Source organism: Janthinobacterium sp. SUN100 (assembly GCF_030397705.1).
GTDB lineage: Bacteria > Pseudomonadota > Gammaproteobacteria > Burkholderiales > Burkholderiaceae_D > Janthinobacterium > Janthinobacterium kumbetense.
The window spans coordinates 2,756,223-2,777,352 of sequence record NZ_JAPUBU010000001.1 but is presented as its reverse complement, the minus strand read 5'-3'; the positions used below and the strand labels follow the sequence as shown (position 1 = coordinate 2,777,352).

At 64.6% G+C, this 21,130-nt stretch carries 17 protein-coding genes and 2 tRNA genes; 3 read left to right on the top strand and 16 right to left on the bottom strand.

Annotated features, from left to right (window positions below; translation table 11 throughout):
• On the top strand, positions 1–1,375 hold a 1,375-nt coding region (locus O0881_RS12235), incomplete at its 5' end, for a CoA-acylating methylmalonate-semialdehyde dehydrogenase (RefSeq protein WP_289911428.1).
• Positions 1,376–1,397: 22 nt separating this feature from the next.
• Here O0881_RS12235 and O0881_RS12230 read toward each other — a convergent pair.
• From O0881_RS12230 to O0881_RS12175, 12 genes are all read right to left on the bottom strand, one after another.
• Positions 1,398–2,966, bottom strand: a complete 1,569-nt coding sequence (locus O0881_RS12230) for a histidine-type phosphatase (protein WP_289911427.1) — start codon at positions 2,964–2,966, stop codon at positions 1,398–1,400.
• A 91-nt stretch (positions 2,967–3,057) separates the two neighbouring features.
• The gene (locus tag O0881_RS12225) at positions 3,058–4,677 is read right to left on the bottom strand and encodes a histidine-type phosphatase (RefSeq protein ID WP_289911426.1); all 1,620 of its coding nucleotides are present in this window, start codon (positions 4,675–4,677) and stop codon (positions 3,058–3,060) included.
• Between the two features lie 79 nt (positions 4,678–4,756).
• Positions 4,757–6,157: an alkaline phosphatase family protein gene (locus O0881_RS12220; RefSeq protein WP_289911424.1), complete on the bottom strand. Its 1,401-nt coding sequence runs from the start codon at positions 6,155–6,157 to the stop codon at positions 4,757–4,759.
• Between the two features lie 232 nt (positions 6,158–6,389).
• The gene (locus tag O0881_RS12215; RefSeq protein ID WP_354004636.1) at positions 6,390–7,376 is read right to left on the bottom strand and encodes a LacI family DNA-binding transcriptional regulator; all 987 of its coding nucleotides are present in this window, start codon (positions 7,374–7,376) and stop codon (positions 6,390–6,392) included.
• Positions 7,377–7,558: 182 nt separating this feature from the next.
• Positions 7,559–10,039: a TonB-dependent receptor gene (locus O0881_RS12210; protein WP_289911423.1), complete on the bottom strand. Its 2,481-nt coding sequence runs from the start codon at positions 10,037–10,039 to the stop codon at positions 7,559–7,561.
• 78 nt (positions 10,040–10,117) lie between these two features.
• Entirely contained in the window at positions 10,118–11,122 is a 1,005-nt protein-coding gene (locus tag O0881_RS12205; protein WP_289911422.1) for a FecR domain-containing protein, read from the bottom strand.
• Positions 11,119–11,646, bottom strand: a complete 528-nt coding sequence (locus tag O0881_RS12200) for a sigma-70 family RNA polymerase sigma factor (RefSeq protein ID WP_251351776.1) — start codon at positions 11,644–11,646, stop codon at positions 11,119–11,121. The genes O0881_RS12205 and O0881_RS12200 overlap by 4 nt, the downstream gene beginning before the upstream one ends.
• A gap of 183 nt (positions 11,647–11,829) precedes the next feature.
• Positions 11,830–11,906, bottom strand: a tRNA-Met gene (locus O0881_RS12195).
• A gap of 59 nt (positions 11,907–11,965) precedes the next feature.
• Positions 11,966–12,042: transfer RNA gene (locus tag O0881_RS12190), tRNA-Met, on the bottom strand.
• Positions 12,043–12,282: 240 nt separating this feature from the next.
• A complete protein-coding gene (gene miaA / locus O0881_RS12185) occupies positions 12,283–13,230 on the bottom strand; it encodes a tRNA (adenosine(37)-N6)-dimethylallyltransferase MiaA (RefSeq protein WP_289911421.1) in 948 nt (315 codons plus the stop codon).
• A gap of 64 nt (positions 13,231–13,294) precedes the next feature.
• Positions 13,295–15,202: a DNA mismatch repair endonuclease MutL gene (mutL, locus tag O0881_RS12180; protein WP_289911419.1), complete on the bottom strand. Its 1,908-nt coding sequence runs from the start codon at positions 15,200–15,202 to the stop codon at positions 13,295–13,297.
• A gap of 38 nt (positions 15,203–15,240) precedes the next feature.
• A complete protein-coding gene (locus tag O0881_RS12175; protein WP_099666596.1) occupies positions 15,241–16,179 on the bottom strand; it encodes a peptidylprolyl isomerase in 939 nt (312 codons plus the stop codon).
• Between the two features lie 248 nt (positions 16,180–16,427).
• Here O0881_RS12175 and O0881_RS12170 point away from each other — a divergent pair, with 248 nt between their 5' ends.
• The gene (locus O0881_RS12170; RefSeq protein ID WP_071075583.1) at positions 16,428–17,078 is read left to right on the top strand and encodes a VTT domain-containing protein; all 651 of its coding nucleotides are present in this window, start codon (positions 16,428–16,430) and stop codon (positions 17,076–17,078) included.
• A gap of 99 nt (positions 17,079–17,177) precedes the next feature.
• Here O0881_RS12170 and O0881_RS12165 read toward each other — a convergent pair whose 3' ends face one another.
• Positions 17,178–17,369 carry a hypothetical protein gene (locus O0881_RS12165; RefSeq protein ID WP_251351786.1) on the bottom strand — a complete coding sequence of 64 codons (192 nt, stop codon included), beginning with the start codon at positions 17,367–17,369 and terminating at the stop codon, positions 17,178–17,180.
• On the opposite strand from O0881_RS12165, the gene O0881_RS12160 reads away from it, so the two are divergent.
• Complete coding sequence (locus O0881_RS12160; RefSeq protein ID WP_289911418.1) at positions 17,287–18,267, top strand: carbonic anhydrase family protein; 981 nt, start codon at positions 17,287–17,289, stop codon at positions 18,265–18,267. The two genes, O0881_RS12165 and O0881_RS12160, sit on opposite strands and share 83 nt — an antisense overlap.
• A 98-nt stretch (positions 18,268–18,365) precedes the next feature.
• Here O0881_RS12160 and O0881_RS12155 read toward each other — a convergent pair whose 3' ends face one another.
• Genes O0881_RS12155 through tsaE form a run of 3 tightly spaced genes read right to left on the bottom strand, consistent with a single transcriptional unit; the run spans position 18,366 to position 21,069 of the window.
• Positions 18,366–19,202 (bottom strand): D-hexose-6-phosphate mutarotase, encoded by an 837-nt coding sequence (locus O0881_RS12155; RefSeq protein WP_289911417.1) that lies wholly within the window; start codon positions 19,200–19,202, stop codon positions 18,366–18,368.
• A 14-nt stretch (positions 19,203–19,216) separates the two neighbouring features.
• Positions 19,217–20,617 (bottom strand): N-acetylmuramoyl-L-alanine amidase, encoded by a 1,401-nt coding sequence (locus O0881_RS12150; protein WP_211548112.1) that lies wholly within the window; start codon positions 20,615–20,617, stop codon positions 19,217–19,219.
• Positions 20,581–21,069 carry a tRNA (adenosine(37)-N6)-threonylcarbamoyltransferase complex ATPase subunit type 1 TsaE gene (gene tsaE / locus O0881_RS12145; RefSeq protein ID WP_034780043.1) on the bottom strand — a complete coding sequence of 163 codons (489 nt, stop codon included), beginning with the start codon at positions 21,067–21,069 and terminating at the stop codon, positions 20,581–20,583. Before tsaE ends, O0881_RS12150 begins: the two co-directional genes overlap by 37 nt.
• Positions 21,070–21,130: the final 61 nt, after the last annotated feature.

Sequence of the window (21,130 nt, the reverse complement as noted above, 5' to 3'; positions counted from 1 at the left end):
TTCCGAGCTGAACGCGGCCGTGGCCGCCGCCCATGCGGCCTTTCCCGCCTGGTCGCAAACCTCGCCCCTGCGCCGCGCCCGCGTCATGTTCAAGTTCAAGGAGTTGCTGGAAGAACATGCGGACCAATTGGCGGCCCTGATCACGGCCGAGCACGGCAAGGTGTTCACGGATGCGAAAGGGGAAGTGACGCGCGGCATCGAAGTGGTGGAATTTGCCTGCGGCATCCCGCAAATGATGAAGGGAGAATATTCGGAGCAAGTGGCCGGCGGCATCGACGCCTGGTCGATCCGCCAGGCATTGGGCGTGTGCGTCGGCATCACGCCGTTCAATTTCCCCGTGATGGTGCCGATGTGGATGTTCCCGATGGCGATTGCCTGCGGCAATACCTTCGTCTTGAAACCGTCCGAGCGCGACCCGTCGGCCAGCCTGCTGCTGGCGCAGCTGTTGACGGACGCCGGTTTGCCGGACGGCGTCTTCAACGTGGTGCAGGGAGATAAGGAGGCCGTGGATGGCTTGCTGCACCACCCGGACGTGCGCGCCGTCAGTTTCGTCGGTTCCACGCCGATTGCCGAGTATATCTATGCGACCGGCTGTGCCCAGGGCAAGCGCGTGCAAGCCTTGGGCGGCGCGAAAAACCACATGGTCGTCATGCCCGACGCGGACATTCCGCAGACGGTCGACGCCCTGATGGGCGCGGCCTTCGGTTCGGCCGGCGAGCGCTGCATGGCCATTTCCGTCGTCGTGGCGGTGGGCAATGTGGCCGATCAACTGGTCGAAGCGCTGGTGCCGCGCATCGCGGCCCTGAAAATCACGCAAGGCATGGATTTAACAGCGGAAATGGGCCCGGTGGTCACGCAAGTGCACAAGGACAAAATTGCTGGCTACATCGCCACGGGCGTCAAGGAAGGCGCCAAGCTGGTCAGTGACGGGCGCGGTTTCGTCTTGCCCGGCCATGAACAGGGCTTTTTCCTTGGCGGCAGCCTGTTCGACCATGTCACGCCGGAGATGACGATCTATAAGGAGGAAATCTTCGGCCCCGTGCTGTGCATCGTGCGCGTGCCCGATTTTACGACCGCGCTGGACCTCGTCAATGCGCACGAGTACGGCAACGGCACGGCGATCTACACGCGCGACGGCAACACGGCGCGCGAGTACACGCACCGCGTGCAGGTCGGGATGGTGGGCGTGAATGTCCCGATCCCGGTGCCGATGGCCTTCCACAGCTTCGGCGGATGGAAGCGCAGCCTGTTCGGCGACCACCACGCGCACGGCCCGGAATCGGTGCGTTTCTACACGAAACAGAAGGCCATCACCCAGCGCTGGCCGGCATCGACGGCGGCAGGGGCCGAGTTTGCCATGCCGACCTTGAAGTAAGGTGCGATGGCGGCGCGCAGCGTCAGCGCGCCGCCACGTGGCCGTAGCAGGTTTTCAGTTTCGCATAGTCGTAGAAGATGCTGCCCGGCGCGATGCGGGCGCCGTCGCAACTGGCCTGGAAGTCCGTTTCCTTTTCGTTGTACAGCAGGCGCACGATCAGCTGGCCTGTGTCGTTGCGGTACACATCCCATTGCATGTTGGCCGCCAGCGGCGAGACGTTCTGGCCGCGCCATGGATTGTTGGCATAGCTGTAGGGCGTCGATGCCGGCAGCGGCGCCAGCGCCTGTTGCAAGCCCATGGCCGAAGCGAGCGGAATGATCATTTCGGCGTGCGTGAAGCGCAGCTTGGCCGCGTGGTGCAAATCTCCCCTGGCCAGCGCATCGACTTCCTTGAAAAAATCGTCGCGCAGGGCCAGCGCGAAGCGCCAGGTCACGCCGCTGCTTTCCGTGGTGGCCGGCCCTTTCTGGTAAAAATCCTCGTGGTCGGCGATATAAGCGTAGTAGCGCGCATCCTCGGCGGGCATGTAGCGGCTGAAATCGGCCGGCACTTCGTGGCGCATGCCGGCGGCGATCGCGTACAGCTCATACAGTTTCGTCGCGGCCGCATTCAGGCTGCGGATGACGGTCTTGCCGCTGCCCGTCATGGTGCGCGTGAGCTGGCCGTCCGCGCTGGTGAAAGTGTAGCTGCCCGTATCCGCAAAACTGGCGGCGCCGCGCTCAAGCTGGTCGAGGAAGGCGGGTGCAAACAGCCGTTCGAGCACGTGGCGCGCATGCGCGGCCGCTTCCGGTTTTCTGGCCGGGGTGTCCATCAGCGCGTGCAGCGGCTTGGTTCTTTCATAGTACTGGTAGGCCTGGCTGGCGGCATAGGTGGCGTAATGCGGGTTGGCGGGATCGGCGACAAAATCCGTCTGCGGCGCCAGCTTGTGCGCATACAGCAGGAAGCGGTTCACGCCATCGGACTGCGCCACTGCCTTGCGTCCCTGCGGATACGGCGCCGGCGCGGGCGGCAGGTATAGCAAGGGCGCCAGCGCGGGCGCGTGCTCCAGCAGCGACTGCGTAAAAAAGCGCGCACTGTCGCGCGCGCGGTCCACGCCGGAATGGATGGTAACGAGCTGGCGCGGCGCCGTCGCGGCGTCTTGCCCCACTTGCGCGAACAGGGTGGGCAGGCGCGCCAGCATGCGCACGGCCAGTTGCCGGTGTTCCTCGATGCCAGTCCGCGACAGATTGCCGTAGCCGGGCCGCTCGATGCCGGCCACGCCGTAACCGAGCAAGGCGTTCGCCTGCATCAGGGCCAGGATGTCGGGACCCAGTTCGCGCCCCAAAGGTGTGAGCGCATCCTGCGCGGCAGCCTGCCGCCACATCGCATACAGGGCTGCGTCGCTTTTCATGCCGGTTAATCCGCGCGCGCCGTGGCGCGCCACCAACTGCGTGAAGATGGGCTGGAAACCGGCGGGTGGCGCGGCATAGGTGGCCGGGTCCTGCTGCGGCGCATACGGCGTCTTGGTCTGGTAATGGCCTTCCGCGGCCTGGGCGGGAGCGGCGCAGATGGTGAGGGCCAGCAGCATGCTGGACATGGGGAGCGGTGGGGGCATGGCGATCCGTAAGTGACGTGATTGGTTCTTACGTGCAAGCCTAGCAGCAAACGTCCAACAGGCGGGCACGGCTGCCCGCCTGCATTCGTACTTACTGCGCCACGTGGCCGTAGCAGGTCTTCAGCTTCGCATACACATAGAAATGGCTGCCGGCGGCAAAGCGGGCGCCATCGCAGGCGGCCTGGAAGTCCGTTTCCTTTTCGTTGTACAGCATTTTCACGAGCACATTGCCGCCGGCGTCGCGGTACACATCCCACTGCATGTTGGCCGCCATCGGCGCCACGTACAGGCCGCGCCAGCTGCTGTTGTCATAGCTGTAGGTCTGCGCCGCAGGCAGCGCGCCGACGACGTTCTTCAGGCCCATGGCCGTCGCCAGCGGAATGATGGCTTCCGCATGCGTGAAGCGCAGTTTGGCGCCGTGCGACAGGTCGCCGCGCGCGATGGCGTCCACTTCCGTGAAAAAGTCGTCGCGCAGCGCGCGCACGTAGTTCCAGGTGATGCCGGCGCTTTCCGTGGTACCGGGGCCCTTGTTGTAAAAATCCTGGTAATCCTGCACGAATGCCTGGTACTTGGCCGCGTCCGACGGCATGTATTGCACGAAATCGGCTTTCACTTCGTTCGTCATGCCGGCCATGATGGCGTACAGGTTGTACAGCACCGAGGCGGCATCTGCCAGGCCCTTGATGGTGGTGCCGCCGTCGCCCGTGACGGTGTTGGTGAACTTGCCGTCGTCGCTGGTAAAACTGTAGGTACCCGTGTTGGCGAAGCGGTAAGTGCCGTTGTCGATCTTGTCGACGAAGGCCTTGGTGAACAAGCGTTCCAGTACTTCGCGGCCCAGGGTACGCGCCGTGGCATCCGTGTCGATGGCCGTGTATTTGGCCAGGAAGCCGGGGCTTTCCAGGTAGGCCTGATAGGCCTGGCTATCCTGGTAAGTCTGGTAATGGCGGTCGAGGGTGTCGGTGACCAGATCCGTCTTCGGCACCAGCTTGTGCGCATACAGCAGGAAGCGGTTGGTGCCATCGGGCTGCGCCACGGGCTTGCCGGCCGGGTAGCCGGTCGGGGCGGGCGGCAGGGTAATCAGCGGCGCGACGTTTGGTGCCGTGGCGGCCAGCGACTGCGCAAAGTACGCGGCGCTGTCCTTGGCGCGGTCCACGCCGGAACTGACGGTGACGATCTGGCGCGGTGCGCTGGCGGCATTGCTACCCAGTTGCGTGAACAGGGCAGGCAGGCGCGCCAGCATGCGCACGGCCAACTGCTTGTGTTCATTGATGCCCGTCTGCGACAGGTTGCCGTAGCCGGGCGCCGTGATGCCGTCCACGCCGTAGCCGAGCAGCGCGTTGGCCTTCATCAGTTTCAGGATGTCGGCACCCAGCTTTTGCCCCAGCGGCGTGAGCGCATCGTCGGCTGCAGCCCGTTGCCAGACGTTGTAGAAGGCGGCGTCATACTTCATGCTCGACAGGCCGCGCGAACCGTGGCGGGCCACCAGTTCGGTGAACACGGGCGCGTAGCCGGCAGGTGCCGCTTCATACGTGGCCGCATCCTGCTGCGGCGTGTAGGGCGTCTTGGTCTGGTAGTAGGTGGCGGGGGCGGCCGGCGTCACGGGCGGCGTTACCGGGGGCGTGACGGGGACGGGCGGTGTATCGTCGCCGCCGCCACAGGCGGCCAGGGAAAGCATCAGGAGGGACAGGGGGAGATGGCGTGCGCGCAGCATGGTGTTTCCTTCAGGTGTGGTTAGCCCAGGCGCGCCGTGCAGATGGCGCACCCAGGACAGACAGGCAGGGGAATGGGTATTACAGCTTGAGGGCTTTGGCCAGGCTGTTGGCGCGCGCATCGCGCTCGCTCAAGGGCGCCAGGCCATGGCGTTCCTCGATGAACTTCAGGATCGACACGGTTTCATACTCGGTATGGTCGATATGCCCGCCTTCGCTGAAGGGCGAGATGACCAGTGCGGGGATGCGCGTGGCCGGGCCGAATCGGTCGCCTTTCGGTGGCGCCACGTGGTCCCAGAAACCGCCGTTTTCATCGGTGGTGACGATGATGACGGTGTCTTTCCATTGCGGGCCTTCCATGATGGCGCTGATGATGGCCACGCCCTCGTCGTCGCCGGCCGCCACGCTCGATTTATCCATCCCCGGATGCATGTTCTTCTTGCCCATGGGCTTGTAGAACGAGACGGGCGGCAGCTTGCCTGCCTGGACGTCGGCGAGCATGTCGGAGCGGTCCTTCAGGTGCGTGGCGCGCTGCTGCGGGCTGTCGATGAAGCGCTTGAAGTAGGTGAACGGCTGGTGGTGATACGAGAAATCGTCGGCCTTCTTGCCCGACTTGGTCGAGGCGACGGCGATGTCGTAGCCGTCCGCATAATAGACCCAGGAGATGCCCTTGTCCGTCAGGCGGTCGCCGATGGTGGGCATGGTTTGCGGCGGCAGGAACGTTTGTTTCTTGGTCGGGTCGAATAGCAGCGGGCCCTGCATGGTGTTGACGGCGTAGCCGTCCTGCGTCACTTCCGCTTCCTCGCCCTTCTTGTGGCCCGTGCCGCGCTCATCCTGGGCGACGATGGACTTGGGCGCGTTCGGGAACACGGGCGTGCAGGCGCAGGTCAGCCACATGTGGTTGAGGAAGGAGCCGCCGTAGGCGGACTGGAAGAAGCGGTCGGCCAGCGTGTAGCGTTGCGCCAGCCCCCACAGTTTGAGCTTGCTGCCGTCGAAATAGCCCATGGGCAGGGCGCCCGTATTGCCCTCAACGACGAAGCGGTCGTTCTTGCCGTCGTTGATCTGGCGCTTGTGCGTCCAGAACGCGTGCACGGGACTGGCTGTCTTGTCGCCCAGCGAGACGCTCGGCTCCATGCGGAAGGGCGCGTTGGCGATGTCGGCCTTGAAGCGCTGGTCCAGGCCGCCCTTGTCGAGTGCCACGGCGGGCAGCATGGCATAGGGCTTGCCATCGGGGCCGGTCTGCGTGGTGGTGTCGGGCGCGTGGCCATTGGCGATACCGTCTGCACCGGGGAAGGTGCCGAACAGGTGGTCGAAGCTGCGGTTTTCCATGTACACGACAACGATCTGACCGATCTTCGCCAGCTTCGGATCGGCGGCGACTGCGGCGGCCATATTGCGCTGCGTGCCGACTGGGGTGGTGCAGGCCGCCAGACCGATGGCCCCGGCGCCGAACAGGGCGATTCTTAGAACGTGGTTCAACATAACAGTCTCCTTGACGCGCCTCCGTGGACGGGGCGCTTTTTTTAGTGGTGTGGCCAGAACTGGCCTGTTTGAAGAAATTGCACACGTGTGCAGCACGCGTGTGCAAACAGTAACCCGGATTTTTTTTGATGTCAACAAGTACAGGCGGGGGACGAAAAAGTGTGGAAAACGGGGAACGGCGGGCGGTGGCGGGCGGGCAGACGGCGTTGCGCCATCTGCCGCATTGAATGACTTAGCGCGTCGTGCCGCGCCGCACCAGGGTGACGGGCACTTCCTTCAATCGGCCCGGCATGGCAAATTTTTCCATGCGCTCGACCAGGCTCTTGACGGCGCGGCGCGCCAGTTCGCCCGCGTCTTGGCGGATGGTGGTCAGCTGGTAGGCGTCCAGCGCGGCCATGGGAATGTCGTCGAAGCCGATCACCTGCAGTTGCGCGGGCACGTCGATGCCATACTTGCTGCGCGCCGCGTCGATGAAGCCGCAGGCGATCAGGTCGGTGGCGCAAAAGACGCCGTCAGGCAGTTTTCCCGAGGCGAGCAGGGCGTCGGCCGCTTCCTGGCCCGCCTGGTAACCGATGGCGTCGGCCAGGTATTCGCCGGCCGTGCAGCGTTTCTTCGCCACGGCCGGCGCCAGGTGGTCGAGGAAGGCCTGGCCGCGCGCGATGCCGCTGAAACTGCTGGCGCGCGTGTTGATGAAGGCCAGCCGTTTGGCGCCGCTGTCGAGCAGGGTGCTGGCCGCCAGTTCGCCGCCGTGGCGGTTGTCGCTGTTGACCACGTCCACGCCTTTCAGGTCGCGCGCGCGGTTGATCATGGCCACCGGCACCTGGCGCTGCAGGTATTCCGTGGCGACGGCGGACGGCGGCGAGCCGGACGTCATGATGACTCCGGAAATCTTGTAGCTGAGGAGGATGCGCAGCAATTCGCTGAGGCGCTCGGGGTCTTCCGCATTCATCAGCAGCGGCACCAGCGCATGTTCGCTCAGGCTGCGCGTGACTTCACCCAGCAGGGCCACGCGGAACGGGTCCGTGAAGCCCGTGATGACGACGCCGACCAGGTTGCTTTGTCCCTGGTTCATGCTGCGCGCCAGGATGTTGACCTGGTAGCCCAGCGATTGTGCGGCTTCCATCACGCGGGCCCGCGTTTCGGGCGCCACGCTGGCGCCGGGTGTGAACGTGCGCGAGACGGCGGAGCGGGAGACGCCGGCCCGTTTGGCGACGTCCACCGAAGTGACCCAAGACTTGTCTTTTTGTTCCATTGACGGTGTAGATGAATGAGAGGCCGATGCACGATGCGGTGCGGCGCAATGCCGCGCCATCATCTTAGCCGAAAATCCCGGCCGCGGCGCGAACTGAATGCCAGTCCCGCGCCTTGGCCATCGTGCCGGTGCTCAGCTTCTCAATCGCCTTACCACTTCGGCGTGTACTTCAGGGTGAACTGCACGTTGCGCGGGTCGCCATAGTAGTTATTCGACCCGGTGGTATTGTAGGCCGGGATGATGTAGCTCTTGTCGAAGACATTGTTGACGTTCAGCGACAGGGCCACTTGCGGCGTGGCTTGCCAGGCCATGCGTGCATTCCAGATCGATACGCCGGCAACCTTGAAGGTGCTATTGGTATCGAGCGTATGGCTTTGCGTGTTGACGCCGGCGCCCACGCTGAATTTGTCCCAGGCGCCGGGCAGCGTGTAGCTGGACCACACGCGCAGCATGTGCTTGGGCGTCCAGGTGGAAAAGACCTTGCCCTGCTCGTCCGGGTCGTTCAGATAGGTCGTCGTCGTATAGGCGTAGCCGGCCGACAGCTGCAAGCCGCGCGCCACTTCGCCCGACACTTCCGCTTCCAGGCCCTGGCTGCGCACCTTGCCCGAGGCGCGCGAGCAGTACCCGTTGGGGCACACCATGCCCGCAGCATAGTCGGTGACGGCACGGTTCTTGTGGTCGTAGCGGAACACGGCCAGCGAGGTGTTGAGCTTGCCATCCATCAGCTCCCCCTTGATGCCCGCCTCGTAGTTGGTGCCCGTGATGGGCTTGAGGACCTTGTCTTGCGCATCGCGGACGCTTTGTGGCGTGAAGATGTCGGCATAGCTGGCGTAGGCCGACCATTGCGGATCGAGCGCGTAGATCAGGCCTACCGATGGCGTGAACTTGGCGGTGGCGTTGAGCTGTTCTTCAGGACCTTTGGGCGTCGCATACACGAAGTCGTACCAGCTGAAGCGTCCACCCAGCACGGCTTTCAGCTTGCTGGTCAGCTGGCCGTTCCAGCTGCCATACAGGCCTTTCTGGCGTATTTCGTAGGTGCTGACGGGACGCACGCCCTTCGGGCGCGCGGCGATGCTGTCGAGATCTTGCCATGGACGGTTGTGCCTGATGTTGAAGACGTCCGCACCGGATTCCCAGGCGCGGGCGTAGACGTCGTCCGACGCCATCGTGACATAGCTAGCGCCCACGAGGACTTCCTGCGCGATGCCCAGGCCGTCGAATTTGCCGCGCACGTAGGTATCGATGCCGCGCTTGCGGTTGTCGAAATCCATGCCAAAGTCGGCATAGCTCGCGCCGCTGCCGTCGGGATTAATGGGCAAGGCCACGCGCTGGTGCACGGAGCCGGTGTTTTCCTTCATGTTCACGGCGGATGCCTTCAGGCTCCACTGGCTGTTGAAATGGTGTTCCAGGTCGAGATACACGTTGGTTTGTTTGGCTTCGCTGCGGTTCCAGTCGGCGCCCGTGAAGGTGGAGCGGGGCAGGTTCAGCGCGCTGCCGTCCGCGTAGCGGGGCAGGCCGATGAAGGTGGGACGGCCGTGGTCGTTGACGTTGCTGATGGCCAGGCCCAGGGTGGTGGCCGGTCCCAGGTCGTAGTCGAGCGCCGCGTACAGGGTGCGGTTCTGGCTCCACACCTGGTCGACGAAGGAATGGGTATCGTCTTCATCGACGATGGCGCGTCCGCGCAGGCTGCCGTCCGCATTCAGGGGCATGCTGACGTCGAGCTGGGCGCCGTAATGGTCCCACGAGCCGGCGCGCGCCGTCATGCTGACACTGCGCGCGGCGGTCGGGCGCTTGCGCACCAGGCTGACGGAGCCGCCAGGGCTGCCTGTGCCGACCAGCATGCCCGAGGCGCCGCGCAGCACTTCCAGGCGGTCGTAGATGACCATGTTTTCCTGGCCCCAGTTGCCCAGCGCATAGGTGTTGCGGTCGATGGGCACGCCATCGTACTGCCATTGATCGATCTGGAAGCCGCGCGCCGTGATCACCACGCCCGGTCCCACGCCATGCACGCCCACCACGCCGGTGACGTTGTTGACGGCTTCGCGCAAGTCCGTGATGCCCTGGTCGTCCAGGCGCTGGCGCGTCAGCACGCTCACGGATTGGGGGATGTCCTTCATCGATTGCTCGCCCTTGCCGATGGTGAGCTTGCGCGCCGTGTAGGAGCCGCTGCCTTCCGTGGTGGCTCCTTGCTCGGCCTGGCCAACGATGGTAATCGAGGGCATGGTGCGTTCGGCCGCTGAAGCAGCGCTGATCGCCGCCGTGGGCGGGGACGCCGGCGCGGCCACCAGCACATAGCCGGTGGACGTCTTGCCGATGGCGTAGCCGCTGCCGCGCAGCAGCACGGCGAAACCGTCATCGATGGCGTAGCTGCCTTGCAAGCCTGCACTGGTTAAGCCCTGCACCCGGGATGCATCGATGACGATGGACACGCCCGCCTGCTGCGCATAGCGGTTCAGGGCGCCGGCCAGCGGGCCGGCGGGGATGGCGTAGCTGGCGACAGCCGGGGCGGTCTGGGCGACTGCCTGGGCGTGCAGGCAGGCGCTTGCCAGCAGCATGGCCGCCAGGGCGAGCGGGCGCAGACGCGTGCGCAGGGTGTTCGGGGAGGAAACGGCAACGACTTGAGCGTACATGGGGACAGCCTTTTTTGAATGATCTCAGCTGCCTTGACGCACGAGATGCGCAAAGTGGAACCGCGAACGCACAATTTCTTATTTATTTTTTGCGGAGCCGCTGGCGGGGACATCGACCATCACCAGGTAGCGCGTCAGCATGCGGATGCGCAGTTGCGGGAAATTGTCGATTAACAGCTGCAGCGCCTTGTCGGTGTCGTCCAGCGGCAGCACGGCGGCCACGCGGATGCCGGCGATCTGCGCGCGGTCGTAATGCAGCTGGCCCGGGCGGTGGCGCGCCAGCTCGTCGAGCACCTCGGCCAGCGGCTGGTCGTCGACCACCAGCTGGTGCGCGCGCCACGCTTCCTGCACGCTGGCCGCATCGATGGCCGTGATCGGCCCCACGCCATCGTCCGTGATGCGCGTGCGCTGGCCCGCCTGCACCACGACGGCCGGATGTTGCGGCACTTGCGCCAGCACCTTGGACTCCAGCATGCTCAAGATGGTGGCGCCGTCTTCCCTGCGCACGCTGAAACGCGTGCCCAGGGCGCGGATCGCCGCCTGCCGGCTGTCGACGATGAAGGGGCGCTGCGCATCCTTGGCCACGTCGACGAGAATGTCGCCCTGCACCAGTTCCACATGCCGTTCGCCCGCATTGAAGTGCACGTTGATGGCGCTGTTGCCGGCCAGGGTGATCCGGCTGCCATCGGCCAGGGTGTGCGTGGACCATTGTCCCGTGGGGCTGCGCAGGTCGGCCAGCAGGTAGGCGGGGCGTTCGCTGAAGGCCAGCGCCCCGGTCAGCGTCAACACGGCCACGGCGCTGGCCGCGGCCAGCTGGCGCAGACGCTGGCGGGGCTTGGGTGCGATGGCGGCCAGGGCGGCGCGCGCGGGGCGATGGTCGCCGCCGGCCGGCTCGCGCACGGCGTTCAACTGACGCAGCAGGTTTTCCATGCCAGCGGCGGCCGTCGCGTGCAGCGGGTCGGCGGCCTTCCATGCGGCGAAGCCGGCCTGCGCGGAGTCTCGCTCGGCCGGGTCGTCGGCGCTCAGGCGCACGATCCACCGTGCGGCCTGTTCGGCGGCGATATCCGTGCGGGAGCTATTCATGCCGCCAGGGCCGGGCAGGCGTGGCGGCAGGCCAGCAAGGCTTGCACCAGGTATTTTTGCACCATGCGCGTGGAGACGTTCAGTTGTGCGGCGACGGCGGCCTGCGGCTGCTCTTCCAGGTAGTGCAGCAAAAAGGCGTCGCGCGCCTTGGCGGACAAGCCGGCCAGCGCCGTGGCGATCTGCTCGAGCGCCTGCACGGCCATCAGGACTTCATCCGGCGAGGGCGCGCCGGGCAGGCTGTCGGCCAGCAGGGCCAGTTCCGCCAGGTAGCTGCGCTCGAGTATCTGGCGGCGCGCGCGGTCGAGCAGCAAGCGCTTTGCCGTCGTCGACAGGTAGGCGCGCGGCTCGCGCATGCCGAACAGCGCGTCGCGCGAGGCGATGATGCGCACAAATGTATCTTGCGCCACGTCGGCCGCGCCATGCGGGCAACTGAGTTTTTTGCGCAGCCAGCCGACCAGCCAGCCGTGATGCTCGCTGTAGAGCGACTGCACTTGCTGTTGCAGGCTGGGCTGGATAGCGGACATGGGCGATGAATAATATAAATGAGAATTATTCTCATTGTAAGCGCCAGTGGCGGATTGCCACAATCCCCGATTGCATGTGGATGGGGCTGGTGTTGCGTACAGGCTGCACGCGAGGCGGCGCCGGAAATGAAAAAACCCGCCGCTGCACGGGGCAGGGGCGGGTTCTTCAATACTGCAAATTCTTGGTGGTGATAGGTGGACTTGAACCACCGACCCCAGCATTATGAATGCTGTGCTCTAACCAACTGAGCTATATCACCAAACAGACCGGTCAAACCGGATGCTCGTTTTGATCAGGGGAAACCTGATCGATGTTCTTTGGTGGTGATAGGTGGACTTGAACCACCGACCCCAGCATTATGAATGCTGTGCTCTAACCAACTGAGCTATATCACCCAACAGCCGAGCATTATCCAGTCTTCCCTTTTTCTTGTCAATGCCGGCGCAAAAAAAAGTGCGCTTTTTTCACGCGCCGGCGCTGGCGTGATTATTTTTGTAACGCCGTCAGCAAGGGCTGGATTTGCGCCAGCATGGCCGCGGCCGGATCGGGTCCCAGGCAATCGATGACGAGGCGTTCCGGCATGGAGCGCAGCCTAAGTCGCGCCTAGCGCTTGGTCAGTTGTTGTGTGGCGACGCTTATGTCAGCAAAGGGACGATTTGCGCCAGCATGGCGCTGGCCGGATCAGCGCTCAGGCAATCGATGACGATGCGTTCCGGCATGGAGCGCAGCCACGTCAGCTGACGCTTGGCCAGCTGGCGCGTGGCGATGATGCCCGTCTCGCGCAAGGCGGCGCGGTCGATGCGGCCGTCCAGGTAATCCCAGGCCTGGCGGTAGCCCACGCAGCGCATCGAAGGCAAGCCCGGATGCAGGTCGCCGCGGCGGCGCAGCTGCTCCACTTCATCGAGCAGGGCGTCGTTTTTCAGCATGAGGTCGAAGCGCGTGGCGATGCGAGCGTGCAGCACGGCGCGGTCCGACGGTTCCAGCGCGAACGATTGCAATTGAAATGGCAGCACGGTTTTTTCGCGCCGGTCCAGCAGGGCCGACATGGGCTGGCCGGACAGGGCGATGATTTCCAGCGCGCGGCCGATGCGCTGCGCGTCTTGCGGCGCCAGGCGCGCGGCTGTGACCGGGTCTTGCTGCGCCAGGCGCGCATGCATGGCGGGCCAGCCGATGGCGGCCGCGTCCTCCTCCAGCTGGGCGCGCAAGGAAGGATCGGCGCCGGGCAAGTCGTCGAGGCCATCGGCCAGGCCCTTGAAGTACAACATGGTGCCGCCGACGAGCAGCGGCAGCTTGCCGCGCGCCGTGATCTCGGCCACCAGGCGCAGGGTATCGTTGCGGAACTGCGCCACGGAGTACGCGTCGAGCGGGTCGATGATGTCGATCAAATGATGCGGTACCTGGGCCAGTTCTTCCTTCGATGGCTTGGCTGTGCCGATATCCATGCCCCGGTAGACCAGGGCGGAATCGACGGAGATGATCTCGGACGGGATGGCTTGCGCGATGGCCAGCGCACTGGCCGTCTTGCCGCTGGCCGTGGGGCCCATGATGGCGACGGCCAGGGGGAGGTGTGGGGTGTTTTTCATGATACTTTTTGATGTACTTGCGATGGGAACCCCAAGGCAAAGGCTAGGGTCTGACCCCAGAATATTATTGGCCGCGCAGGAACAGTTTATCGAGCGCGTTGATCTCGACCTGCACCCACGTCGGCCGGCCATGGTTGCACTGGTCTGCGCGTTCCGTGCTTTCCATCTGGCGCAGCAGGGCATTCATTTCCTGTACCGATAAAATCCGGTTGGCGCGCACGGCCGTGTGGCAGGCCAGGGTGCCCAGCAATTCGTTCTGGCGCTCGATCAGCACGCGCGAGCCGCCGTATTCGCGCACGTCGCGCAGCACGTCGCGCGCCAGCGTTTGCGCATCGGCGTTTTTCAGCAGGGTCGGCACGGAGCGCACGGCCAGGATGGTGGGCGACAGGGCGGCGATGTCGAAGCCCAGCGCCTTCAAGGTGTCCTGGTTTTCATTCGCCGTCGACACTTCGATGGCGTCCGCATAAAACGTCACGGGGATCAGCAAGGATTGCACCTGCATGTCCTGGCCCGAGACTTGCGCCTGCAGCGCGTTTTTCAGCTGTTCATAGAGGATGCGCTCGTGCGCGGCGTGCATGTCGACCAGCACCAGGCCCTTGGTATTTTGCGCCAATATATAAATGCCGTGCAGCTGGGCCAGGGCAAAACCCAGCGGATATTCTTCGCGCGCCATCGCTTCGGGCGAGGCGATGTAGGGCTCCGCCTGCGTGATGGGAGAACTGGCAGCGCCGCCGCCGAACAGGGCGCCGTAGGCCGCCGTGTCCTGGGCTACGCCTGGTGCGTCGGCAAAAAACGGGCGGGCCGCGCCGGGCGAGGCGGGCGCGAAGGTATTCGTAAATTGCGCGCCGAACGACGTTTGCGTCTGTTCGCGGCGCCAGATGCCAGGTCCACCCAAACCTGCGCCCGCGGTATCACCGCCGAGGCTGGAGGCGGCCGGCAGGGGCGCCGGCACGCTGCCGAAGGCCGTGGCCGACGTTTGCGCCAGCGCGCGCTGCACGGCGTGGAAAACGAATTGGTGCACGGAGCGGCTGTCGCGGAAGCGCACTTCGATCTTCGACGGGTGCACGTTGACGTCGACCAGCGCCGGGTCGAGGTCGAGCGCCAGCACGTAGGAGGGAAAACGGTCGCCATGCAGCACGTCCTGGTAGGCCATGCGCACGGCGTGCACCAGCAGCTTGTCGCGCACGAAGCGCCCGTTGACATAAAAGAACTGGCCGTCGGCGCGCGCCTTGGACGCCGTCGGCAAGCCGGCAAAGCCGTGGATGCGCAAGGTGCCGGCCGATTCGTCCAGCGCCAGGCGGGCCTCGGCGAAGTCATTACCCAGGATGTGGGCGCTGCGCTTGGCCAGTTCGCTGATATTCCACTGGTCGATGGTGCGGCCATTGTGCGACAGCGAAAACGATACGTCTGGCCGCGCCAGGGCGATGCGGCGCACGACCTCGGCGCAGTGGCCATACTCCGTCTGTTCCGATTTGAGGAATTTGCGCCGCGCGGGCGTGTTGAAATACAGGTCTTGCACGTCGACCGTGGTCCCGTGCGCGCCTGACGACGGCGAGACGCTGCCATTGTGCGAGCCGACGATTTCCCAGGCGTGGGCCGCGTCGGCCGTGCGCGACGTCACGGTGACGGCGGCGACCGACGCGATCGAGGCCAGCGCTTCGCCGCGAAAGCCCAGGGTACCCACGTTTTCCAGGTCGTGCAGGGACGCGATCTTCGACGTGGCGTGGCGTGCCAAGGCCAGCGGCAGCTGATCTTTATCAATGCCGCGCCCGTTATCGGTAATGGCGATGCGTTTCACGCCCCCTTCTTCCAGCCGCACAGTGATCTGCGTGGCGCCCGAGTCGAGCGCGTTTTCCAGCAACTCCTTGACGACGGCGGATGGCCGTTCGACCACCTCGCCGGCGGCGATTTGCGAAATCAACTGGTCAGGCAGGGCCTGGATCGGGCGGTGGGGCGTGATGGGAGCGTTCATCCCCTGATTATAACGGGTTGCGAATTGCCGGGCACCGGCTACTTCGCCACCTCGCGCACCGGTATCGGCGCATTGCACACGTCGACATGGCCGGCCGTGACCTTGCTCCACGGGCCGCCGCGGTGGCGCTGGGCTTCCAGCACGGCCTGGTAGGCGGCGCTGTCGGTGCGCATCACTTCCAGGTTGCTGCGCTGCGCCAAAGGCACGCTGGCAGCCAGGCGGATGGCCTTGATCGGCACGTTTTTCTCGGGGCTGTCATAAAAGCCCATGGGGCCCGTGCCGCGGGGCAGGGTGGACAGCAATGGCATGCCGGAGACGACTCTGCCGACGACGGTGATGTCGCGGTCCAGGTGGCGCGGCGACTGGCCGATGACGGCGTACAGCTCCGTGCCGCCACCGCTGTCGCTGGCGCTGTCGCGGCCCACGCCCACGGTGGCATAGCAATGCGTGAGCCAGGCCGTGCCGGTTTTCGGATCGCGCGCGGACGGGAAACCGTTCGAATGGCCGACTTGCGGCGCATAGCCGTCGACGTCCGGCAGGCGCGTGAAGCTCTTGACGTTTGTCAAAGGTACCGTAAATTCGCCGGGCAGGGTGCGCTGGGCATGCTGGATCGGTTTTGGATTTTTCTCGTTCGGATCGCCCCACTGCGCCACCCAGTTGTCCTGCGCGCGCGTGATGGCCAGGCCGTCGTAATACTGCTCGGCCACCAGGGCCTTGATGTTGGCCACGTGTTTCGGCGCGAAGTCCGGCGCCAGTTCGATCACCACGCGGCCGGCGGGAATGTCCAGGTACAGGGTGTTGTCCGGGTCCAGCGCACGCCAGTCGGACGGCTTCGAAGCCTTGATCACGTCGGCCAAGGTCGCCTTGGCGGGCAGTTCGGCGGGCGCCTTGATCTGGACGGGCGCCGCGTGGGCAGTCAGATGTGCAAGGCCCAGTACGGTGGCCATGGTCAGGCCGCTCAGTGGGTGTCGATACATGTTTTCTCCTGGTCGACGCGGGTTGCGCCGTGCAGAAAGTGTATACCGGAATGCCAATATTTCGTTGGAAAAACATTGCATATGGCAATCCTGACAGTTGCCTGCCGATAAGGCGTTTCCTTAACCTTTACTTAAAATGCCACGCCGCCAAGGGCGCTGCCGAATTAATCACGAAATATCGGCCTGGGGACTGCCGTTGCGCTGGCCGGGTGGTGTATGATTCCGCCGCTACCTTTAGGGAAAAATATATGGATTTTGTGCAATTCCTCGACATGATCGTGCATGTCGACAAGACGCTGGGTCTCTTGATCGAGCAGTACGGTACCCTCGTGTATGCGGTGCTGTTTGCCATTATTTTTTGCGAGACAGGCCTCGTGGTGCTGTTTTTCTTCCCTGGGGATACCTTATTGTTTATCGCCGGCGCGTTTTGCGCGACGGGACAGATGCATCTGGGCTTGCTGATAGCCTTGCTGGTGACGGCCGCCGTCACGGGCAACACGCTCAATTACTGGATAGGCGAGGCCATCGGGCAAAGGGTGTTTACCCACGATTACCGCTGGATCAACAAGGATGCCATGCGCCGCACGCATGAATTCTTTGAAAAGCACGGTGGCAAGACCATCATCCTGGCCCGTTTCGTGCCGGTGGTGCGCACCTTCGCGCCGTTCGTGGCCGGCATTTCCGACATGACGCATGCGCGCTTCCAGATGTACAACGTGACGGGCGCCCTGTTGTGGGTGGTCGGTCTGGTGACGGCCGGTTACTTCTTCGGCAATATCCCATGGATCCGCGACCACCTGACCTTGATCGTGCTGATCGGAGTTGGCGCCGCCGTCGTGCCGGTGGTGCTGGGCGGCATGTGGAAACTCTACAAGCGTATGGTCGGCAAGTCGGCGTAAGGCCGCATGGATCCGGGGTCAGCGCGCTGCGGCACAGCCCGCAGCCGGCCCCGGATCCCGTTTTTCTCTGTCTTGTTTCTGTTTTACTCCCGCCCTGATTCAAGTTTTGTTGCTTTCCAGCCGTAAACCAGAGGGTATTCTCACTTTCTGGATTTCCATGCGACATTTGAGCGCCCTGTTAGCTTGCAGCCTTGCCGCGATGGCGGCCATGGCAAGCGCCAAAGATGCCCCCGCTTCGGCGAGCGCCGCTGCATCCGCGCCCATGTCGGCGTCGGCGCGTGCGGCCGCCATGAAAACCCTGACCGAATCGGTGAAGGGCAAGGAGGCCAAGGCGCCTGTCGTCGTCGCGCCGACGGCGCGCGAGAAGGAAGAAGCGGCCGAAGTCGACCTGTCCGAACGCATCGCGGCGCGCCTGGCGGAAATGCGCGCCACTCAGGCGGCCCGCGCCGCCGCCCGCGCCAAGCGCGCCGCCGTGGTGAAGGCCGCGCCGCCGCCACCGCCACCCGTGCCGCGCGGCACGCACTGGTCGTACGAGGGCGACAGCGGCCCGTCCAACTGGAGCAAGATCAATGTCGACTGGTCCAAGTGCGGCAATGGCAGCCGCCAGTCGCCGATCGATATCCGCGATGGCATGAAGGTGGAGCTTGAACAGATCAGCTTTGACTACCACCCGTCGTCGTTCAATGTGGTCGACAATGGCCACACGGTGCAGGTGGGCGTCAGCGGCGGCAATTACATCACGGTGCAGAACCGCATGTTCGAGCTGCAGCAATTCCATTTCCACCGGCCGTCCGAAGAGCGCATCAATGGCAAGGCTTTCGAGATGGTGGTGCATCTGGTGCACCGCGATGCGGAAGGCCGGCAAGCCGTGCTGGCGTTGTTGCTGGAGCGGGGCGCGCCGCAGGCGACCATCCAGACCGTGTGGAATAACCTGCCGCTGGAAAAATTCGAGACCATGCAGCCGACCATCCTGCTCGACCCGGCCGAGATGCTGCCGACGCGGCGCGATTACTACACCTACATGGGATCGATGACGGAGCCGCCTTGCAGCGAAGGCGTGCTGTGGATGGTGATGAAGCAGCCGGTCCAGGCTTCGCCGGCGCAGATGGCGCTGTTCAGCCGTTTGTATCCCTTGAATGCGCGCCCGATCCAGCCTGCCAACGGCCGCATCATCAAGGAATCAAATTAAGCGCGCCTGAGAAAAGCCCATGGCGTTGTTACCCCGCCTCGTCGTACATGCGTACTGCCTTCGGCGAGGCGCCTAGCCCTGGACTTGTTCAGTCACTCTTAGGTAAATTCAAGGCGCTGGCGGCCGGTCCATTCGGCGCCGGCAGCCAGCGTATCGGGCTGGATCAGGGCCGGCTCGATGCAGAGGAAGCGCTGGTACTCGTCGTCGTCCAGGTCGGACAGGGCGGCCGCGTCTTGCGCCCCCGGGTTCCACACGACGGCATCCGTAAAGCCCTGCTGTTCCAGGCGCAGGGTATGGCTGCCGGATTGCAGGCTCAAGGCGCCCGGCAACTGGTAGTAGATGCGGTCCAGCTTGTCCGCGAATTGCAGCACCTCTTCCGCCTGCAAGGCGTCTTGCGGCGTCTCGTCCGAATAGCGCACGCGCTGCAAGCCGCCCACGCGCGCCTCGCTCAATTGATCGATCGCAAAATAGCTGTGCAGGGCGGCCGAGAATGGAAACGCCTGCCCGCCCGTGTTGTGCACGGACAGACGCAGTTCCAGCGCCTGTGCCTTGACGACCACGCGCAGGCGCAGGGTGAAGGCCCAGGGCCAGGTGGCGGCGATCGCTTCCGGCAAGTCGGCCTGGGTCAGCGCAAATTGCGCCCAGGCTGCGCCATCGGCGTCGCCCGTCGATTCCAGCTGCCATGTCGCCACGCGCGCAAAGCCGTGGCGCATGCCCGTGCCGCGCGCGCCGAACTGGGGGAAGATCACGGGCACGCCGCCACGGATGGCGCGGCTACCATCGAGGCTCGATGCGCGGCTGCAGAACAGGCGCTCCTGGCCATCGCTGGTCCGCCACGAGACCAGGTGGCCGCCGTACAGGGTGACGGTCGCCTGCGCACCGTCGGCGGCGCGGATGGTCACGGCCGGCAGCTGGCCAAAAGTGCTGTTGCTCATGCTAGGCTTTCATGTCAGGTCAGGCGGCTTTTCGCCAGCGGCGGATTCTTGGCAAAGTAATTCTTGATGCCCGTGACGATGGCGTCGGCCATCTGGTCCTGGTAGCCGTTGTCGGTCAGCTTGGCTTCCTCTTCCGGGTTCGAGATGAACGCCGTCTCGATCAGGATGGAGGGAATGTCGGGCGCCTTCAGCACGGCGAAGCCGGCCTGCTCGACGGAACCCTTGTGCAGGCGGTTGATGCCGCCGATTTCGCGCAGCACGGCCTTGCCCAGCTTCATGCTGTCATTGATCTGCGCCGTCGTCGACAGGTCGAGCAGCACGCTGGCCAGCTGCTTGTCGTGGTTCTTCACGTTGACGCCGCCGATCAAATCGGCCTGGTTTTCCTTGTTGGCCAGCCAGCGCGCCGCCGTCGAGGTGGCGCCTTTTTCCGACAGCACGAAGACGGACGAACCGCGCGCCGTCGGCTGGATGAAGGCGTCGGCGTGGATCGAGACGAACAGGTCGGCCTGCACCTTGCGCGCCTTTTCCACGCGCATGCCCAGCGGGACAAAGAAGTCGGCATCGCGCGTGAGCATGACGCGCATGTTGGGCTGCAGTTCCAGCTTGGTTTTCAGGCGCTTGGCGATGGCCAGCACGACATCCTTTTCGCGGCTGCCCCGGCTGCCCATGGCGCCCGGGTCTTCGCCGCCGTGGCCGGGATCGAGCGCGATGGTAATCATGCGCACCACTTTCTGGCCCGGCAGCGGGCGCGCTTCGGGGCGCTGCTCCGGACGGATATCGGGTACGGGCGGCACGATGGGCGCTACCGGCGGCGCCACGGCGGCCACGGGCGGCTTGCCGCTCTCGGGCAGGGGCAGCGCGGGCGGCGGCGTATGCGTGCCGGCCATGGGCGGCTTGGCCGGGTCGCTCGACCAGTCGCCCTTTTCGATCATCTGCGCGATCAGGTCCGGCTCGCGCACGGGATACAGGTCGAAGATCAAACGGTGGTTGTAGGAGCCGGCCGGCGGCAGGGTAAACAGCTGCGGCGTGACTTCCTCTTTCAGGTCGAACACCAGGCGCACCACGTTGGGCCGGTTCTGGCCCACGCGCACCTGCTTGATATACGGGTCGTTCGATTGGATCTTCGCCACCAGGCCCTTCAGGGTGGGATTGAGTTCCAGCCCTTCGATGTCGACCACCAGCCGTTCTGGATCCTTGACGATGAAGTGGGTCGCCTTGAGGATGCTGTCATTTTCCAGGGTGACGCGGGTATAGTCCTCTGCCGGCCAGACGCGCACGGCGAGAATTTGCGCCGCCATCGCCGACATGGGCGCGAACACGGACAACAGCAGGGTGCCGCCGGCCTTGAGCACCGTGCGCCGGGTGATGGGCGAGGAAATCAAAGGTTCGGGGCGAATTTGAGACGGTGAAGGCATGACAGACCCAATTCAGAAGACGCTTGCAATTCTACATCACGTCCTGTACCCGCAACGTTCAAATAAATATTCAGGTCCGCCGGCGGCAGCACCGGTTCGGCTTTCTCCGGCCATTCGACGATGCAGATATTGCGGCCGTCGAAGTCTTCGCGAAAACCGGCGTCGAGGAACTCCTCGGCGCTGCCCATGCGGTACAGGTCGAAGTGGATGACGTTGACGCTCTGGCCATCGAGCTGCACCGTGTACGGTTCGGACAAGGTGTAGGTGGGGCTTTTCACGTGTCCAGCATGGCCGGCCGCGTGCAGCAGGGCACGGGTCAGGGCAGTCTTGCCGGCACCCAGGTCGCCGTGCAGGTAGATCGCCAGGCCAGGCGCCAGCGCGCGCGCCAGCGCGGCGCCCAGCGCGGCGGTGCCGGCTTCGTCGTGGAGGTGGGCTTTGAAGTGTTCGGTCATTATCTTCTGTATCGCATAAAATGGAGGCTGCTGTCATTGTAACCGCCCGCGCGCCTGCCGT

Bases quoted from the DNA above. Each gene is read 5' to 3' on its own strand.
- O0881_RS12200 (WP_251351776.1), bottom strand. From the start codon at position 11,646: ATGTCCGCTATCCAGCCCAGCCTGCAACAGCAAGTGCAGTCGCTCTAC.
- mutL (WP_289911419.1), bottom strand. From the start codon at position 15,202: ATGAACGCTCCCATCACGCCCCACCGCCCGATCCAGGCCCTGCCTGAC.
- O0881_RS12155 (WP_289911417.1), bottom strand. From the start codon at position 19,202: ATGAGCAACAGCACTTTTGGCCAGCTGCCGGCCGTGACCATCCGCGCC.
- O0881_RS12210 (WP_289911423.1), bottom strand. From the start codon at position 10,039: ATGTACGCTCAAGTCGTTGCCGTTTCCTCCCCGAACACCCTGCGCACG.
- O0881_RS12175 (WP_099666596.1), bottom strand. From the start codon at position 16,179: ATGTATCGACACCCACTGAGCGGCCTGACCATGGCCACCGTACTGGGC.
- O0881_RS12225 (WP_289911426.1), bottom strand. From the start codon at position 4,677: ATGCTGCGCGCACGCCATCTCCCCCTGTCCCTCCTGATGCTTTCCCTG.
- O0881_RS12165 (WP_251351786.1), bottom strand. From the start codon at position 17,369: ATGGCGGCCGCACGCGCCGACGCCGACATGGGCGCGGATGCAGCGGCG.
- O0881_RS12205 (WP_289911422.1), bottom strand. From the start codon at position 11,122: ATGAATAGCTCCCGCACGGATATCGCCGCCGAACAGGCCGCACGGTGG.
- O0881_RS12150 (WP_211548112.1), bottom strand. From the start codon at position 20,617: ATGCCTTCACCGTCTCAAATTCGCCCCGAACCTTTGATTTCCTCGCCC.
- O0881_RS12220 (WP_289911424.1), bottom strand. From the start codon at position 6,157: ATGTTGAACCACGTTCTAAGAATCGCCCTGTTCGGCGCCGGGGCCATC.
- tsaE (WP_034780043.1), bottom strand. From the start codon at position 21,069: ATGACCGAACACTTCAAAGCCCACCTCCACGACGAAGCCGGCACCGCC.
- O0881_RS12170 (WP_071075583.1), top strand. From the start codon at position 16,428: ATGGATTTTGTGCAATTCCTCGACATGATCGTGCATGTCGACAAGACG.
- O0881_RS12160 (WP_289911418.1), top strand. From the start codon at position 17,287: ATGGCAAGCGCCAAAGATGCCCCCGCTTCGGCGAGCGCCGCTGCATCC.
- O0881_RS12230 (WP_289911427.1), bottom strand. From the start codon at position 2,966: ATGCCCCCACCGCTCCCCATGTCCAGCATGCTGCTGGCCCTCACCATC.
- miaA (WP_289911421.1), bottom strand. From the start codon at position 13,230: ATGAAAAACACCCCACACCTCCCCCTGGCCGTCGCCATCATGGGCCCC.